This window comes from Porphyromonas sp. COT-108 OH2963 (assembly GCF_000768895.1).
Classification (GTDB): domain Bacteria; phylum Bacteroidota; class Bacteroidia; order Bacteroidales; family Porphyromonadaceae; genus Porphyromonas_A; species Porphyromonas_A canoris.
Genome location: NZ_JRAP01000019.1, coordinates 1 through 17416, shown reverse-complemented (window position 1 = coordinate 17416; position 17416 = coordinate 1). Strand labels below are relative to the sequence as shown.

Genomic DNA, 17416 nt, shown 5'->3' with positions numbered 1-17416 from the left:
AGCTCTAAAGGTTTCAGACGAAAGCTCTAAAGGTTTCAGACAAAAGCTCTAAAGGTTTCAGACAAAAGCTCTAAAGGTTTTGGCAAAAAACTCTAAAGGTTTTGGCAAAAAGCTCTAAAGGTTTCAGACGAAAGCTCTAAAGGTTTTGGCAAAAAGCTCTAAAGGTTTTGGCAAAAAGCTCTAAAGGTTTCAGACAAAAGCTCTAAAGGTTTCAGACGAAAGCTCTAAAGGTTTCAGACAAAAGCTCTAAAGGTTTTGGCAAAAAGCCGTATAGGAAAAATTTCCTCCGCAAAGGCAAAAGGGATGAGCGTTAGGTATCTGCGTAGCCAACAACGGATCCTGCCTGCGAAAACTAAACAAAAAATCCGTCTGCAAGCCGAAACTTACAGACGGATGAAATGATTGATGCGTTCTTTGTCCGAACTTTTTCCGAATCTCTTACTTTGCAGATATTGGTGCCGAGAATCTGATTTCGGAGTTTTTGATATGCTCCATGTAGTTGATGGGAGATGAAACTTTCTCTTTAGAGAGTGCGTGGGTAATCACATCCGTTATGTCATCTACGTAAACAAATGAAAGACCTTTCAGGTAGATCTCTTTGATCTCGTCTATGTCTTTTTTGTTCTCTGAGCATAGTATGATGGTCTTGATGCCGGAACGCTTTGCCGCCAATATCTTCTCCTTGATTCCTCCCACCGGAAGCACTTTTCCTCTGAGCGTGATTTCGCCGGTCATTGCTATGGACGACTTCACTTTTCTTTGTGTAAAGGTCGATATAAGAGAGGTTACCAAGGTAATACCGGCACTCGGCCCGTCTTTCGGGATAGCTCCTTCCGGTACGTGTATGTGGACATTCCAATACTCGAACAGCTCTTTGGGGATGTCATAAAGATCACTGTGGCTCTTTATGTATTCCAAAGCAAGCAGGGCAGATTCTTTCATGACATCACCCAAGTTTCCGGTTATGGTCATCTTGCCGTTGCGTGAAGGACTCATGGCACTCTCTACCATCAGGATCTCTCCCCCAACGGATGTCCATGCCAAACCGGTTACAACACCTGCATAAGAATTGCCTTCGTACAGATCTGTGGAGTATTTGGCTGCCCCCAGCATATCTTGAAGTTTATCAGGTGTTATGGTGTAAACAAAAGAAGAGTCGGTCTCCTCTCCTGCTTCTGCACGATCTATCTGCGCGGCAACTTCTTTGGCAACTTTACGCATCAGAGCCGCCAAACGTTTTTCCAACTCCCGAACGCCACTCTCCTTCGTATAGCTTTGAATAAGGGCAGAAAGAGTATTCTTAGGAATCTTGACCTGCTTGGCTTTCAGTCCGTGGGCTTCCAATGCTCGCGGTATGAGGTGTCTCTTGGCAATCTCCAGCTTTTCTTCCAAGATATATCCGCCGACCTCTATCATCTCCATCCGATCTCTTAACGGACCGGGAATGGCTCCGATGTTATTCGCCGTGGCAACAAAGAGAACCTTGCTAAGATCATAGTCGATATCCAGATAGTTGTCGTGGAAAGTGTTGTTCTGCTCCGGATCGAGCACTTCCAAAAGAGCCGATGAAGGGTCTCCCTTATAGTCGCTTGCCAACTTGTCTATCTCATCCAGAACAAATACAGGATTGGCTGCTTCTGCCTTGATGAGACCTTTGATAATACGACCCGGCATTGCTCCTATGTATGTACGTCTGTGTCCACGAATTTCGGCTTCATCGTGAAGTCCTCCAAGAGATACACGAACATATTTCCGGTTAAGGGCTTTCGCTATGGACTGCCCCAAGGAAGTCTTCCCGACTCCCGGAGGTCCGTAGAGACAGATGATGGGAGAACGCAAATCTCCTTTCAGCTTGAGCACAGCCAAGTGTTCCAAGATACGCTCTTTGACTTTCTCCAAACCGAAATGATCTTTGTCCAAAACCTTGGCTGCATTGGTGGTATCGAAGTTGTCTTGAGTAACTTTATCCCAAGGAATATCAAGAACAGTCTGAAGATACTGCAGCTGTATGCTGTAATCGGGACTTTGGATATTGAGCCGCTCCAATTTTTTTATCTCCTTTTTTACTGTGGCATAAACACCCTTGGGCCACTTTATTTTAGAAGCCTTTTTCTTGAGTTCTGCTATATCATCGTCATCTCCGCCATCATTCAGCTCTTCTCGTATGACCCTCATCTGCTGTTGAAGGTAGTACTCTTTCTGCTGCTTATCCAGTTCGGAACGAGTTTTCATGGCGATAGTCGCCTTCATCTCCAGCAATTGAAGCATTGTATTGACTGTCGTCAAAAGAGTAAAAGCCCTTGTCTTTAGGTCATTATGACTCAAAAGAGCATATTTCTCCTCTATATCTATCGGCAGATGTGTACAAGCAAATCCAAGAATGTTTGTAGGATCTTTGAGTTCGGAGAAAGATTTGATCATTGGCTTGGGCATATCTCCACCCAAGAGCAATACCTTCATCGTAGTCTCTTGTACAAGTGGGATAAGAGCCTTATACTCCATATCCGAAGCTGGAGGTACAATCTCATCTATAAGGGTATAGCTTGCCGTAAGAATAGGGTTGCTGTCAATAATGGTATTGATCTCAACCTTCTTCTTGCCCATCACAAGCAGAGTGGCTCCCTCTTCCGAAATATCCAGAACTCTCATCACCTCTGCTATTACAGCAATAGGCATAAGATCATCCAGCTTGGGATCTTTTGCAGCTCTGTTTTTTTGAGTAACGACAATTACGTGCTTGTCTTTAGACTCTTCCAAATACTTTAGAAACTCCGGATTGGAAGTTGTATCGTTCATTACGGGAACCGTAACATTAGGATACAATACGGTATTTTGAAGAGGCAAAACGGGAAGCACAAGAGGTATATTCTCCGGAAGAGTAGTGAGTTTATCCATCTCTTCATCAGGAAAAACCATGTGCATTGTGGAAAAAGATGGTTCCATCTCTTCCATCATATCATCTATATTATTTGTCATATCTATTCTTCGCTATTGTTATGGTATTACCTATCAATATATATGCCAAGTCTTACACCTCTCTCGGATCTATACCCCACATCAACTTATCTCTAAGAGTCTGATAAAAGTTGTATCCGGAGATCTGAATGGATCGGATGCTCTCCTTTGATTTTTTCAGACAAAGCACCGTGTTGCAACTTAAAGAGGTAGTCTTTCCGTCGGCGACAAGGAGGAAAGAGAGATTTCGAGCAGCAACCTTCAAACGAATCTCGGAATCATCCGCAACGACAAGCGGCCTCATATTCAGCATGTGAGGAGCTACGGGAGTAAGGCAAAATGTCGAGGTATTAGGAGCTATGATAGGACCATTAACGCTAAGAGAGTAAGCGGTAGATCCGGTTGGAGTAGAGATGATAAGTCCATCCGCCAGATAGGTAGCCACTCTCTGGTCATCAATCTGAGCTTCAATGGAAATCATAGAGCCTGAATCTTTTTTAGAGACGACCACTTCGTTCAAGACTGTACCTTGTTCAGTAGTGTGTCCCTCCTTTTCTGTATAGATATCTATCATGGAACGCTCTATGACATCATACTCTTTCCTAAGAATATGTTCCCATGCCTGCCTGAACACATCTCCGGATATTGCAGCCAGAAACCCAAGTCTGCCAAGATTGACACCCAATACAGGGAGTTTATACTCCATCACTTGCCATGCCGTACGCAGATAAGTGCCATCTCCTCCAATACTAATGGCAATAGTATCCTTATCTTTTAGAATAGCCGTTGGCAAAGAGGCCATATCCGTAAAGGAATTGACATCTTTCAAAATCACCTTTTTGCTTTCCAAGAATTTAAGAAACTCCAGATGAATCCAGATCTTCACACCACTCTCATCTATGATTCTGAAGATGTCTAAGAGTGTTTCAAGGGGCTTCGATGGATATTTTGATCCAAAGATAATCGCTGTCATGGCTATTGGGTTAGATTTTTAAGTAATCCGGCTGTTATAGCTTTACCTGTCTGCAAATTTAATAAAAATGTTGTGGCAAATAGTAATAAAAAGATCGCAACACTCTTTGAGTGCTGCGATCTAATATCAAGTATTTCTATGTACTTGTACTATGACGATTATGCTTCCTCTATTGCCGCTTGTGCTGCTGCAACACGAGCAATAGGCACACGGAATGGAGAACATGATACATAGTTAAGACCTACTTTGTGACAGAACTTCACTGATGAAGGCTCACCACCGTGCTCGCCGCAGATACCACACTTAAGTTCCGGACGTTTTGCACGACCCTTTTCTGTAGCCATCTTAACAAGCTGACCAACACCATTTTGGTCTAATACTTGGAATGGGTCTACCTTCAAGATCTTCTTTTCCAAATAGATTGGAAGGAAAGAAGCAATGTCGTCACGAGAATAACCAAATGTCATCTGAGTAAGGTCATTGGTACCAAATGAGAAGAACTCTGCCGATGCAGCGATCTTATCTGCAGTAAGAGCTGCACGAGGAATTTCGATCATAGTACCAACCTTGTAGTCTATACGATCTCCATACTCTTCAAATACCGCTTCAGCTGTTGCACGGATAACATTTTCTTGCTCCTTGAACTCATATACGATACCAGTTAGAGGAACCATGATTTCCGGTTCAGACATTACACCTTCTCTCTTAAGTTCGAGAGCTGCAGAGATAATGGCACGTGTCTGCATTTCTGTAATTTCCGGATAGGTATTACCCAAACGGCAACCACGATGACCAAGCATTGGGTTATGTTCCATTAAGCTTGATACACGATGACGGATAACTTCTACATCAAGTCCCATATCTTTAGCCATCTCCTCTTGTCCCTTTGCGTCATGAGGAACGAACTCATGCAAAGGCGGGTCAAGAAGACGAACAGTTACAGGATGACCGTGCATTTCACGGAAGATATTCTTAAAGTCTTCTTTTTGGAATGGAAGAATCTTTGCAAGTGCTTCTTTTCTTCCTTCGGTAGAATCTGAAAGAATCATACGGCGCATCGCAACAATCTTTTCACCTTCAAAGAACATGTGCTCTGTACGGCAAAGACCAATACCTTCTGCACCGAAAGAATAAGCTACGGCAGCATCGTGTCCGGTATCTGCATTTGCACGAACTTTCAGACGAGAATATTTGTTGGCAAGCTCCATAAGAGCAGAGAAGTCTGCATCCATTTCTGCTGCCTTGGTGTCTACCATACCTTCATATACTTCTCCTGTTGTACCGTTAAGAGAAATAAAGTCTCCTTCACGATAAACCTTTCCATCCACAGTAAGCGTACGAGCCTTGTAGTCTATTTGAAGAGCACCTGCTCCGGACACACAGCACTTACCCATACCACGAGCAACAACCGCTGCGTGAGATGTCATACCACCTCTTGCAGTAAGGATACCTTCTGCCACTTGCATACCCGCAAGGTCTTCAGGAGATGTTTCAAGACGAACAAGGATAACTCGTTGTCCTCCTTCGTTGTGTAGTCTGTCGGCATCTTCGGCGAAGAATACAATCTGTCCTGTCGCAGCACCCGGAGATGCAGGAAGACCTCTTGTAATTACTGTTGCCTTTGCAAGAGCCTTCTTATCGAATACAGGGTGAAGAAGTTCATCAAGTTTATTTGGTTCGATACGCTTGATAGCTGTCTTCTCGTCAATCTTTCCTTCCTTTAGAAGATCCATGGCAATCTTTACCATTGCCTGTCCTGTACGCTTACCGCTTCTTGTCTGAAGGAACCAAAGCTTACCTTCTTGAACGGTAAACTCCATATCCTGCATATCACGATAGTGCTCTTCGAGTTTTAGTTGGAGTCTGTGAAGTTCCTTATAGATTTCCGGCATAGCTTCTTCCAAAGAAGGCATTTCGCGTACACGTTCTTCTTCCGAAACATTTGCTCTTTCAGCCCAACGTTGAGAACCGATCTTTGTGATCTCACGAGGTGTACGGATACCGGCTACCACGTCTTCTCCTTGAGCATTGATAAGATACTCACCATTGAAAAGGTTTTCACCTGTTGCAGAGTCACGAGAGAAGCATACACCGGTAGCGGATGTCTCACCCATGTTACCGAATACCATTGCCTGTACGTTTACTGCAGTACCCCATTCGGCAGGAATACCTTCCATCTTACGATAGAGGATAGCGCGTTCGTTCATCCATGAACGGAACACGGCCATTACGGCACCCCAAAGTTGCTCATAAGAGTCTGTTGGGAAGTCTTTTCCTGTTTGCTCTTTAACTGCTTTCTTAAAGCGAGCAACAAGAACCTTGAGGTCTTCAACAGTAAGATCAGTATCCTGTTCTACTCCTCTTTCTTCTTTCAACTCATCTATAAGAGCTTCAAACGGATCTATTTCTTCCTTGCTGGTTGGTTTCATACCAAGTACCACGTCTCCGTACATCTGAACGAAACGACGGTACGAGTCCCAAGCAAAGCGAGCATTACCTGTCTTACGGATAAGGCCTTCTACCACTTCGTCATTAAGACCAAGGTTAAGGATAGTATCCATCATACCCGGCATGGAAGCAGGTGCACCGGATCTAACAGAAAGAAGAAGAGGATTCTCGATGCTGCCAAACTGAGCATTCATAAGACCTTCAATCTTCGCAACTGCTGCTTCTACTTCCGGCTTCAATAGTTCTACTACTTTGTCTTGTCCTACTTCATAGTACTCATTACACACCTCTGTTGTAATAGTAAATCCCGGAGGAACCGGAACACCGATCAAATTCATTTCGGCGAGGTTAGCACCCTTACCTCCCAATAGCAGCTTCATGTCTGCCTTACCTTCGGCTTCTCCATTACCGAAGGTGTAAACTCTTTTTTTTGACATTTTTGGCTTAATTGTTTATATATAAGTGATTACAAAATTATTTATCCTACTTACATAGAAAAGTCCGAATCTATAACTCCCTCCGAAACGGCCTCTGTCTCAAGATTGAACAGATTTCTACATGGAGAGCGATACATTTCGGGCACGTTAAAGTCCTCGTTCGGATTGAGCTTTAACACTTTGTCATTGTATATCTTTTGCATAAACAGAGCGACGATAGGCAGTGCCATGGAAGCACCCTGACCGTCTGCAATAGTATCGAAGTGAATATCCGGATCTTCTCCTCCTACCCAACAACCCGTAGATAAAGAAGGAGTAAAGCACATGAACCACCCGTCGGCGTGTCTCTGAGAAGTACCTGTTTTTCCGCCCATAGGTGCTTTCACGTTGTAGCGATATCTTACCCGGCTACCGGTACCGCCATCCATTACGTTTCGTAACATATAGAGAGTCTTGTACGCGGCTTCTGCCGACAACACCTCATACATCTTAGGCTGGAATGTAGCCAGCACATTTCCATACTGGTCTTCTATCCGTGTGGCGAGCAGAGGTGCTACACGAAGTCCGCCATTGGCAAAAGCAGAGTATCCGCTCACCATTTCCGAAACGGATATATCCGGTGTTCCGAGGCAAATACTCGGTACAGGATCCAAATGTCCCGTGATGCCAAAAGATCTCAACAAGTCCACGAACGCGTACGGAGAGAGATGACTCATAAGCCAAGCCGTAACCCAGTTGTCTGACATTTGGAGTCCCCAGTTGATGCTAACCATTTCACCCACTCGTGTGCTCCTTGCATTCTTAGGAGTCCACACCGTTCCGGCTTCGGTCGTAATACTTTGCGGCACATGAAGCATTTCGTCACAAGGCGTAAAGCCTTCCCCCATCGCCATGGAGTAGAGAAACGGTTTCATCACGGAGCCGACCTGTCTGCGCCCGAGCGAAACCATGTCATACTGAAACGCTGTATAGTCTATTCCTCCGACGTATGCCTTTACCTGTCCGGTAAGATTATCCATTGCCATAAATCCGCTACGCAGAAAACCCTTATAGTAGAGGATACTGTCTCTTGGGGTCATCACGGTATCTTTATACCCTTTCCACGTAAAGACATTCATTTCGGTAGGGGTATCGAAAGCGATGTCTATCTCTTTTTCGCTTTTGCCATCGGCTTTCATCTTTCTGTATCTGTCGCTCTGCTCCAAAGACTTACGCAAAATCTTGGCACGTTCCTGCGTAGAAAGATTTCTGGAATAGGGGGCATAGCTTCTGCCCTTCTTCTCTCTCTCAAAGCGTTTTTGGAGATCATTTCCGAGATGTTCTCTTACAGCCTCCTCGGCATAGCGTTGCATTATGGCATTTATACCGGTGTATATCTTCAGCCCATCGGTGTAGAGGTTATAATGCTCCCCGTTGCTCTTCTTGTTTTTCTTGCACCAGCCGTAGAGAGGATCCGTAGCCCAAGCCACAGAGTCTCTTTCATACTGATCTTTCTGCCACTTTTGATACTTGCTTCTCTCCGGCTTATCTGCCATGAGCACCTGCTTCAGATGCTCTCTGAAATAGGTTGCCAAGCCTTCTCTGTGGTTTCTCACGCGGAAACGAAGCTCTACCGGGATATTTTTAAGCGAGTCGCACTCCACAGCGGTCAAGTGTCCGGCTTTCCTCATCTGGTCCAATACCACGTTACGACGCTGCATAGCCCTTTCCGGATAACGTACCGGATTGTACAACGATGGATTTTTACACATTCCTACCAGTAGTGCCGCCTGTTCCGTTTTCAGGTCTCTCGGCTTGACATCGAAGTATGTCTTGCAGGCACTCTCTATACCCACTGCCTGGTAGAGGAAGTCAAACTTATTCAGATAGAGATTGATAATCTCCTCTTTGGTATAATATCTCTCAAGCTCGACAGCTATAACCCACTCTATGGGCTTCTGTAAAAGCCGCTCCACCTTGCTGTCTGCGGAGGGAGAGTAGAGTTGCTTTGCCAGCTGTTGAGTTATGGTACTACCCCCACCGGCATTCTTCTGCCGCATCAATCCGGTTTTCACTACCGCACGCAAGAATCCGCGCATATCTATACCCGAATGTTGGGTAAACCGGACATCTTCTGTGGATATGAGGGCATTGACAAGAGCAGGAGAGAGATCCTGATAGGTGATGTATATACGATTATTGTTTTTCAAAGCATAAGATCCCAAGAGCTGTCCATCTTCGGAAATCACTTGAGAAGCATACTTATCTATCGGATTTTGAAGGTCTTCAATGGGTGGCATATAGCCTATCTTACCCTTGGCTATAAGAAAGAACATAAGCAGGGTTCCGCTTCCTATCAAAAGGAATAAGCCCCACATGGCTATGAGTAGATATTTCAACCAGCGATTCATATATTCTTCTTAGTTCGTTTAATACGCTTGCAAAGATACATATAATTAGTGATATTCTGCATCCCCGTATCGGAAGTTAAAAACCACCCAACATCAAACACTTAAGCGGTGTTAATATCACGGGAAAAGCGTACACTTGGAAACGATAAAAAGAGGATGTGGAAAGGGGGAATAAAAGGAGGAGTCATTACCTCATTCCGAAAGCCACACGCATCATTTCGGACACAATGCAAATCAATAATTATCAACTACTTTCTTCGTAAAACAGAGCCGGACTTATACAATAAACCGGGAACAACCAAAGAAGGCACAAGACCATCTATCCCGATTAAGCCACTCCTCCAATTTTCTTTTTATATCATCAATTATCAAAATCAAGACATCACAAAAATAAATATCACATTTGAACACCGCCATAATTTCAAACAAAGACCCATTTATAACATTTCTTTTATATAAAAACTCCCCAAAAGGTTCGTGTTTCACCCCTAAAAATTCCTTCCGAAAGAGGATTTTTTGAAGAAAAATAGAGCCAATCACACTAAAACCGACACAAACCACTAATAACCAAAAGGATAAAAAAGAGGGCTGATTCCAAAACTTTTCTCCTCTCGGTCGGTTTCATGGGCTGTTTTCGAGTTAATAAAGATCAATTTATCCCCATTGTTGTGTTTAGAAATCTTAATGAAGAAATCACGCCAAAGAGCCTCAAAAATGGAGCAAAACGATAAACACCTAATTATCAGCACACTAATAAAAATTCTAAACACGTTAATTGAATCCGGTAAACGTATTAAATGAAATCAGTAAACGTGTTCACTGAAAAATTAAATACGTTAAGCCGACAAAATATATTGCTTTACTGTTTTGGGTGAACAGGCATCGAAATTTGTGTTAATAAAACGATCCCGATTTAACAACTCGGATGTGCTCTGAAAACAACCCAAAAAGAGAAAATAGAGAAAGGAGAAAAACGCATTTTCCAGAGGGGATGAAATATATAAAAACAGAGGCCCACTCATGAGGCAAACGAATGCAAAAAGGATCTCAAATACCAACCTTTTTGCATCTTACAACGACCGATACTTTTTCAACACCTCTATTTTATAAAGTGAAGCAATTATCCTACCTTTGTGTAATAAGAAATAGAGATTGCGGATATGAAGATAATTCACATCATCAACGGCCCCAATTTGAACCTTTTGGGCGAACGAGAGCCTGAGATATACGGGAGTACGGACTTTGAGGAATACTTGGAGAAGCTGAGAGATATATACCACAACGTGGATATCAGATATTTCCAAAGCAACCATGAAGGCGAGATCATAGACTATCTGCACGATATAAGATCGCTCTCCGGAGGCATTGTTCTCAATCCGGGAGCTTTGACGCACTACTCCTATGCCCTTAGAGATGCCATCGCAGCCATAACCGTTCCTGTGGTGGAGGTGCACATATCCAATCTCTACAAGCGGGAAGAGTTCAGACAGAAATCGGTTACGGCAGCAGAAGCAGCAGGGATACTCTCCGGCTTCGGGCTGGATGGTTACAGACTTGCCATAGCCCATCTGTTGTCGAGACGCAATGGATAATCCGGGAAAGGGTTATCCGAAACCGGGATATTAAAGATTTAGAAAAACAGATATGAAGAAAGCGACCAAAATCGTAGCAACGATATCGGACAGAAAGTGCGACATCCCTTTTCTTAAAGAGCTTATAGAGGAGGGTGTCAATGTTGTCAGGCTCAACTCTGCACACATGGACAGAGAGGGCTTTGACCGGGTAGTGGATAACACTCGCGCCGTAGCCGGAGACGTTGCTATCTTAATGGACACCAAAGGACCGGAGATCCGGACAACGATATGTAGCGAACCCATAGAGTTTAGAAGAGGAAGCACCGTTCTGCTGAAAAGCGATCCGGATACACTTACAACCAAAGAGTGTATCTGCGTAACCTATCGGGATCTTCACAAGGATATAGCTCCCGACTCTCACATCCTTATAGATGACGGACTTTTGGAGCTTTGCGTCATAGAGAAGACTCCGGATAAGATCGTCTGCTCTGTACTTAACGATGGTATCTTGGGTAGCAGAAAGAGCGTAAATGTACCGGGTGTCAGGATCAATCTGCCCTCTCTCACTCCAAGAGACATAGAGACCATCAACTACTGCATAGAGAAAGACGTGGACTTTATAGCACACTCTTTCGTCAGAAACAAGCAGGACGTCTTGGACATCCAAGAGATTTTGGATCGCCACAACAGCCCTATAAAGATCATCGCAAAGATTGAAAACCAAGAGGGTATAGACAATATAGATGAGATATTAGACCATGCCTTCGGTATCATGATAGCACGGGGAGATCTCGGCATAGAGGTACCGCAAGAGAAAATTCCGGCGATACAGAGTCTGCTCATACGGAAAGCCATTGCGAAGAAAAAGCCCGTGATAGTGGCAACACAGATGTTGCACACCATGATATACTCGCCTCGCCCCACAAGAGCCGAGGTCTCCGATGTTGCCAACGCTATTTTTTACAGGACGGATGCCGTGATGCTCTCCGGAGAGACCGCCAATGGGAAATATCCGGTAGAGGCTGTAAGAACCATGACGAGCATTATAAGAGAGGCAGAGAAAAGCAAGCTCGAAGAGCAGGATATAAGGGTACCGATAGAGCCTCAAGACTTAGACGTTACCTCTTTTCTATCCAAACAAGCCGTGAAGAGCATCAGTAAACTGGGAGTTAAAGCGATTGTTACAGACAGCTTTACCGGACGCACTTGCAGAAATATCGCAGCATACAGAGGGCGTGCCACCGTATTTGCAATATGTTATAAGGAACGGACGGCACGAGAACTTGCTCTCTCTTATGGCGTAAAGGCCGTTGTACAAGAGAAGTGCGGAGGCAAGATAGACTACTACATAGGTGCGCTGAAAGAGCTTTTGCGCACGGGACAGATAGAGAAAGAGGATATGGTTGCCTACGTCAGCGGTACTCTGGCAGAAGAAGTGGGTACAACGAGATTGGAACTGAATAAAGTGCAGGAGGCTTTGGACTTCTACCATAAAAACAACCCCGATAAGCAGTAATGATATCCGGACAGAACGATAAAACAGAGGCAGAACTACTGGCTTTGGAGGAGTACATACTGGAGCACATATCTCCGGAACCACCGCTCCTCAAAAAGCTGTACAGGGATGCGCATACCCATCTGGTGAGACCGAGAATGATGTCCGGGCATCATCAGGGGCGTTTGTTGGCTCTTCTGTCCAAGCTCAAATCTCCCCGAAACGTTATCGAGATAGGCACTTATACCGGCTATGCCACACTCTGTCTGGCTGAGGGATTATCCGAAAAAGGAGTAGTCCACACCATTGAGCTGAATGACGAAATGGAGGATTTTCTCAGACGATATTTCGACCAAAGTGAATGGAAAGAGCAGATCCGTCTCTACTTTGGAGATGCTCTGGAGATTCTTCCTACTCTTCCGCTTGAAGAGACAGACATCGTATATATAGATGCCAATAAGAGGCACTATATCGAGTATGTCAAGCTGGTTTTGAAGCGACTGCCGGCAGGTTCGCTCATCATCTCCGATAATACTCTTTGGGACGGGAAAGTGATAGAACCGGAAGCGCAGGACGAGCAAACGGTATCCATCAGAAACTTTAACGACTATCTTTTAGAGCAGCCCGAACTCTCCACCGTCATACTCCCTCTGCGAGACGGACTCACTCTAAGCATTAAACAAACAGACACACAACAATAGTATGGACAATAAAAGAATGAGCATGATCTCTCGTCTGATTCAAAAAGAGCTGGGAGAGCTTTTCCTCCTTGAGACTAAAAAAACTCCGGGAGTACTGATCACCGTGAGCGAAGTACGCGTAACGCCGGATCTTAGTCAGGCAAGAGTGTTCCTCAGTATCTTTCCGGACAGTAAGGCTGACGAGCTGATAAAAGCAATACAACAGAATTCAGCGACAATCCGATACGATTTTGGGAAGCGAGTACATACACAGCTGCGAATCATTCCGGAGCTTATCTTCCTCAAAGATGATAGTGAAAAGATCATAAGTAGAATAGATGAGCTGTTGAAGCAATGATCTTTAATAAGTGGAAGACAATCCTGTTCATTGCATGGAGATACTTCCATGCTCCGAAATCCACACACGCTGTAAACATTATTGCAACCATTGCCACATCTTCCATTGCCGTGGTTGGTATTGCGATGGTCATTCTCTTTTCCGTCTTTAACGGCTTTGAGAGTTTCACGAAAGGGCAGTACAAAAATTTCACTCCCGACCTGATCGTAGAGCAGAAAGAGGGTAAGCCTTTTTCTTTAAGCACTGTCGCCGAACTGCTGGATAACGATCCGGAGATTGAGAAATACGCTTTCGGACTGAAAGGTCAAGCCATGCTGGTGTTTGAAGAGAATACCATCCCGGTCATTCTCTATGGTATAGACGACTATTTTTCTCAGGTTGTTCCGCTTCATCAAAGCCTGTTTGATGGAGAGTTTCTACTTGAAAAAGACTCTCTTCCACAGCTCATAATGGGAGTAGGGATAGCTTCCAAGCTCGGCGTCAATGCCGGTATGGATCTGCCGGTACAGATTATTGTGCCTCGTCGGATAGGCTCTCTCTCCATGGTAAGACCGGACAGAAACTTCAGGACATCCGATGTCTTCATCTCCGGGGTATTTCGAGTGGATCAGAGTGAAGACGGTACAATATCTTTTCTTCCCATTGAGCTTCTCCGCACACTCCTTCAGTACGACTCGGATACCATAAGCGAAATATCTCTGAAACTTGCTCAAGAAAGCACCACAAAACGAACAGCGAAAAAGCTGTCTCGTTTGTTGGGAAGCAATTTTGTGGTTAAAGACCGGGAACAACAGCACCCCGACATCTTCCGAATCAATAAGATCGAAAAATGGATCTCCTTTTCCATCCTTCTGTTCGTACTCCTGCTCTCTCTGTTTAGCATTGTAAGCACATTAGGGATGCTTATCATCGAGAAGCGTAAAGACACAGAAACGCTCAGAGCATTGGGTGCAGAAAAGTGGATGACCAGAAGTATCGTCATCACGGAAGGGTTTATACTCTCCTTTATGGGAGGGGTTATAGGAATAGCCACAGGTATCTTCCTGGTGGTCTTACAGGCACAGTTCGGTCTTGTAAAGCTTGCCACCTCGAACAGTGGAGCTTTTCTCATAGACTCGTATCCGGTAGAGTTGAGATTCTTGGATATTGTTGTCTCCATTTTCACGATCTTATTGGTCGGTTTCTTGAGCAGCCTCATCGCATACAAGATATTCGGGAACAAAAAAAGCTGATCGATACCATTCACTTAAATAACCATATATAGGTATTTTGGGGTATAGACAAAGAAAGTATATTTGAACCATGACAGTAAAACTTTCTGAACTTAAAGAAGGAGAATCCGGTAGTATTGTTGATGTTCGTCTAACCGGGCATTTTAGAAAACGTATTCTCGAAATGGGATTTGTTCCGGGGCAGGATGTTCTGGTCGTTCGTAATGCTCCGCTGCAAGACCCGATAGAGTACAAGGTAATGAACTATGAGGTCTCTCTTCGTAGAAAAGAGGCTCAACATATCTATGTAAATAAGAGTTTAAGCAAGGAGCACAGCACCAACGCATCGGCTCCTGTCGTTAAGCACGACCCCAATATCCATCCCGATATTTTAGGGAATGGGACAAAAAAAGAGATCCCTGCCGATACAAAAATCTCCGTTGCATTTTTAGGCAATCCGAACTGCGGAAAAACCTCTCTGTTTAATGCTTGTTGCGGAACACACGAACACGTGGGCAACTATTCCGGTGTTACGGTCGATGCCAAGCATGGCAAGTATAAAACAGGCGATATAAACTTCGACATCATAGACCTTCCCGGTACTTACTCTCTCACCTCATACAGCCCGGAAGAGAAATATATAGAGGACTTCCTTTCGGGAGATAAGCGACCGGATGTTATCGTGAATGTCATCAGTGCCACCAATTTGGAGAGACATCTTTATCTCACAACCCAACTGCTTGAGACGGGTATCCCCATGGTTATTGCTCTGAATATGTTCGATGAGTTTGAAGCCAGTGGCAGCAAGCTCAACATACCCTTGTTGTCCCAGCTGTTGGGGACGCCGGTTGTTCCGACCGTAGCGAGAAAAGGAGAGGGGAAAGAGGAGCTCTTCAACTGTGTTCACATGGTCTATGCCGGCTCTTGCACCCTTCAGCGCAAAGTGCCTATGCCTTACTCTTTGGAGATCGTCAAGCATCGGGACGAGTTAGCCGAGTTTATACGACAGGCAACAGCAGATCAGCCACACCTTTCATGGTGTCATGGTGCCGAAGAGTATATTGCCATAAAACTCTTGGAAGGTGATCCTCTCTACACCGGCAAGGTGGAAAAAGAGATCCCGAAAGGAGCTTTTCTGCTCACCAAAGCAAGATACATCTCTAAAACATACTCCGAAAGCTACTCTCGACACCTCTCGGATGTAATCACCGATACCCGCTACGGATTTATCAATGGTGCTTTGAGAGAGACGCTCGACTCGAAAGTGGATCATCTCAAAGGCAGAGATCAAAAGATAGACTACTGGCTCACGCATCGTATTTGGGGCTTCCCTATCTTTCTCCTCTTCATGTACCTGATGTTCCAAACCACATTCACATTGGGAGAATATCCTATGGAATGGATCGAAGCAGGTGTTGCGTGGCTGGGAGAAGCGGTACGAGCCATTCTTCCGGAAGGGGCTCTTCAAGACCTTATCTGTGATGGTATCATAGGAGGAGTAGGGGGTGTTATAGTCTTCCTGCCCAATATCATGATCCTCTATGTCTTTATATCCTTTATGGAAGACACCGGATACATGGCGCGGGCAGCCTTTATCATGGACAAGCTGATGCACTCCATGGGTATTCATGGGAAGAGTTTCATCCCCCTTATCATGGGCTTCGGATGCAATGTTCCGGCTATCATGGCAACCAGAACGATAGAGAGCAAAAACAGCAGACTCATCACGATGCTGATACTTCCCTTTATGAGTTGCAGCGCAAGGCTTCCGGTCTACATTCTACTCACGGGTGCGTTCTTCAGTGCCTACGCCGGGACTGTGGTTTTCTCCATCTACATTATAGGTATACTGCTTGCACTGCTCACGGCATTCTTCCTCAGAAAATTCTTTATCAAGGAAGAAGATGTGCCTTTCGTTATGGAGCTGCCTCCTTATCGCCTTCCCACCACTCAGAGTATTCTGTTGCACATGTGGGATAAAGCTAAGCAGTATCTCACCAAAATGGGTACCACCATTCTGCTTGCATCCATTGTGATATGGTGTTTAAGCTACTTCCCAAGAGGAAATGAAGCAGACATTGCAACGGGTATAGAGCAGATGAAAGCAGAGAACAACACGCTCCAAGATCTCTCTGACGATCAGTTGGCATCCATGTATCAGCAGGAAAACTCTTACATAGGCAAGATGGGAAAAGCTCTCCAACCGATATTCTCACCCATGGATTACGATTGGAAGCTGACCATGGCACTGCTTAGCGGACTGCCTGCCAAGGAAGTTGTGGTAAGTACTATGGGAGTGTTGTACACCGGAGACATGGAAAACGAAGCCGGACTACAGGACAGGCTTTCTCAAGCCACACTTTCCGACGGTTCTCCCGCCTATACTCCGGTGATGATGTTCTCCTTCATGCTGTTTGTTCTGGTCTATTTCCCCTGTATTGCAACGATAGTTGCGATCGGCAGAGAGAGCGGCAGCGCAAAGTGGGCACTCTTTAGCATGATATATTCCTGCTCTTTGGCTTGGTTGGTAGCCTTTACTGCCACACTGGTCGGAAAGCTATTCACATAGTCCTTATTCCTATAACCATGCTTCAAGACATTATAGTATATATCATCATAGGTGCTGTAACGCTCATTCTGCTACGGAATGCGGCGAAGCTTTTCAAGGCTCCGAAAGAGAACGACAAGTGTCCGGGCTGCAATGCTTGCGATATAGGCAAAAAGAGCCATAAAGGGAAAGAGATTGACAAAAAAGCGGAGTAGAGTTTTGATATATCCTAAAGAATACCTACCTTTGCACCGTCTTTCCTGAAAAGGATAGGGTCGCGTAGCTCAACTGAATAGAGCATCTGACTACGGATCAGAAGGTTACAGGTTTGAATCCTGTCGCGATCA

Annotated in this window: 11 protein-coding genes and 1 tRNA gene; 8 read left to right on the top strand and 4 right to left on the bottom strand. The window is 44.7% G+C overall.

Annotation, left to right across the window (positions count from 1 at the left end; genetic code table 11):
- Positions 1–438: 438 nt before the first annotated feature.
- From lon to HQ39_RS08715, 4 genes are all read right to left on the bottom strand, one after another.
- Complete coding sequence (lon, locus tag HQ39_RS08730; protein ID WP_052079573.1) at positions 439–2976, bottom strand: endopeptidase La; 2538 nt, start codon at positions 2974–2976, stop codon at positions 439–441.
- 52 nt (positions 2977–3028) lie between these two features.
- Positions 3029–3928, bottom strand: a complete 900-nt coding sequence (locus HQ39_RS08725) for an NAD kinase (protein WP_036865513.1) — start codon at positions 3926–3928, stop codon at positions 3029–3031.
- A gap of 158 nt (positions 3929–4086) precedes the next feature.
- Positions 4087–6813, bottom strand: a complete 2727-nt coding sequence (ppdK, locus tag HQ39_RS08720) for a pyruvate, phosphate dikinase (RefSeq protein ID WP_036788620.1) — start codon at positions 6811–6813, stop codon at positions 4087–4089.
- Between the two features lie 50 nt (positions 6814–6863).
- Positions 6864–9203, bottom strand: coding sequence for a transglycosylase domain-containing protein (locus HQ39_RS08715; RefSeq protein ID WP_052079572.1), 2340 nt, complete (start codon positions 9201–9203; stop codon positions 6864–6866).
- 1160 nt (positions 9204–10363) lie between these two features.
- Here HQ39_RS08715 and aroQ point away from each other — a divergent pair.
- From aroQ to HQ39_RS08675, 8 genes are all read left to right on the top strand, one after another.
- Positions 10364–10795, top strand: coding sequence for a type II 3-dehydroquinate dehydratase (gene aroQ / locus HQ39_RS08705; protein ID WP_036865509.1), 432 nt, complete (start codon positions 10364–10366; stop codon positions 10793–10795).
- A 52-nt stretch (positions 10796–10847) separates the two neighbouring features.
- Positions 10848–12293: a pyruvate kinase gene (pyk, locus tag HQ39_RS08700; protein ID WP_036865507.1), complete on the top strand. Its 1446-nt coding sequence runs from the start codon at positions 10848–10850 to the stop codon at positions 12291–12293.
- Positions 12293–12973: an O-methyltransferase gene (locus HQ39_RS08695; RefSeq protein WP_052079571.1), complete on the top strand. Its 681-nt coding sequence runs from the start codon at positions 12293–12295 to the stop codon at positions 12971–12973. The genes pyk and HQ39_RS08695 overlap by 1 nt, the downstream gene beginning before the upstream one ends.
- Position 12974: 1 nt before the next feature.
- A complete protein-coding gene (gene rbfA, locus HQ39_RS08690) occupies positions 12975–13310 on the top strand; it encodes a 30S ribosome-binding factor RbfA (protein WP_036788608.1) in 336 nt (111 codons plus the stop codon).
- Complete coding sequence (locus HQ39_RS08685) at positions 13307–14542, top strand: FtsX-like permease family protein (RefSeq protein WP_036865505.1); 1236 nt, start codon at positions 13307–13309, stop codon at positions 14540–14542. Before rbfA ends, HQ39_RS08685 begins: the two co-directional genes overlap by 4 nt.
- Before the next feature lie 70 nt (positions 14543–14612).
- Positions 14613–17090 (top strand): ferrous iron transport protein B, encoded by a 2478-nt coding sequence (gene feoB / locus HQ39_RS08680; RefSeq protein ID WP_036865504.1) that lies wholly within the window; start codon positions 14613–14615, stop codon positions 17088–17090.
- A gap of 17 nt (positions 17091–17107) precedes the next feature.
- The gene (locus HQ39_RS09640) at positions 17108–17284 is read left to right on the top strand and encodes a hypothetical protein (RefSeq protein WP_160216124.1); all 177 of its coding nucleotides are present in this window, start codon (positions 17108–17110) and stop codon (positions 17282–17284) included.
- A 58-nt stretch (positions 17285–17342) separates the two neighbouring features.
- Positions 17343–17416, top strand: a tRNA-Arg gene (locus HQ39_RS08675).